General features: G+C 34.1%; 2 protein-coding genes. Both read right to left on the reverse strand.

The window, feature by feature from the left end; genetic code table 11:
• Nucleotides 1-115: 115 nt before the first annotated feature.
• Nucleotides 116-352, reverse strand: coding sequence for a hypothetical protein (locus tag JCM21738_RS22870; RefSeq protein WP_052019864.1), 237 nt, complete (start codon nucleotides 350-352; stop codon nucleotides 116-118).
• The gene (locus JCM21738_RS21810) at nucleotides 343-1314 is read right to left on the reverse strand and encodes an IS4 family transposase (RefSeq protein ID WP_052019866.1); all 972 of its coding nucleotides are present in this window, start codon (nucleotides 1312-1314) and stop codon (nucleotides 343-345) included. Before JCM21738_RS21810 ends, JCM21738_RS22870 begins: the two co-directional genes overlap by 10 nt.
• Nucleotides 1315-1421: the final 107 nt, after the last annotated feature.

The raw sequence follows: 1421 nt of genomic DNA on the forward strand, positions 1-1421 counted from the left end.
TTAAAATTATTGAATATTCTGACTTACAGAATCCCCGAGAAAAGAAAAAAAGGATAAAGTGACATCATTGAAGGTGTCCTTTATCCATATTTTTACACTTATTTATGATTAATTATTATTCTCTAAATTCTCCTGCTTCCACCCCCATCACTATTTCTTTAAATACTTGTTCATGATCATACCTTTTTCTTCCTGCAGAGCGTCTTGAAGGAGGCTTAAATAATTCCTCCTTAAATTCAGGATAGTTATTTAATACAAATTTTGCAATATGCTTTTTTAATACTAATAAGGTACCTTTAAACCCTAAATCAGCCTGTAATAATAGAGTTAAACAAAAGGCAATCATCGCCATATAACTTGGTTATGTACTGCATTTTGACTTTTACCATACATCGTTTTTAATACCGTATGCTGTTTCATCCACTTATAAAACAACTCTATTTTCCAGCGATCCCGATAAATAGTACTTACTTCCTCTGCCGGGATTTTTGCATCATTAATAATAATTTGGATCTGTTTTCCTTCGCTATCGACTGTTTCTATCAAACGAAGGGGATGTTTCATCTTCCCCAGAATAACAACAGCTTCTCTTAGAATGGATGAGTTCTTTGGCACAGGAACTTCTTCAACCACTTCAACCACTGTGTTCTCCTTAATCCGTGTGGCAAACCGAATTCCTTCTGAACAGAGTCTGTCGAACTTCTTGAAGTCAAAATACCCTCGATCAAAAACATGGAAGGTACCAGGTATATTGACTAAGAGAGCATCTAACTGTGCTACATCAGATGGTCTTGCAGGTGTAATAATTAGATCATCTAAGTATGTAACATCATCATGGAACACCACGCGCGTATGCAGTTTGATACCAGAAGTAAAACGATTCTTAGGTGCCCAAGGATGCTCTTTAAGACTAAGAGTGATTGTTGATGAATCGATAAGATGCAGCTTTCTAAGCTTTTGATTCCCTTTGCCAACTCCATATATTTGACGTACCTGCTGTATGAGATGTCTCAGTACGGCCTCAAAAATAGAAGGGGAAATGTCACTTAACTTCCTTGACAATTGGGATTTACTAATCGACTTTAATCCAATTTCTTTCTGGAGTTTGGAATCCTTGTTTAACTCAAAACTAATATCAGTTAAACTAGAAATTCGTTTTAATTGTGCGTAGGTAAACAGTTTTACAAAAGGTATGATCTTAAGTTTTTTTACATACTTATCAAGTTCAAATTGTTCAGCCATTTTTATTAATACCCCTTCACCCAACGGATGAAGGTATTTATTAAATACTGATTTTGTGTTATTCTTGTCCATATGATCTCCTTATAATTAGGATTTGGACAGGACATTGACCTTCCTACTAATTATAAGGATTTTTTTATACATATTAAAGGTTATATTTAACATTAATGTTAATAACT

Source organism: Mesobacillus boroniphilus JCM 21738, from assembly GCF_000517385.1.
GTDB classification, from domain to species: domain Bacteria; phylum Bacillota; class Bacilli; order Bacillales; family Cytobacillaceae; genus Mesobacillus; species Mesobacillus boroniphilus.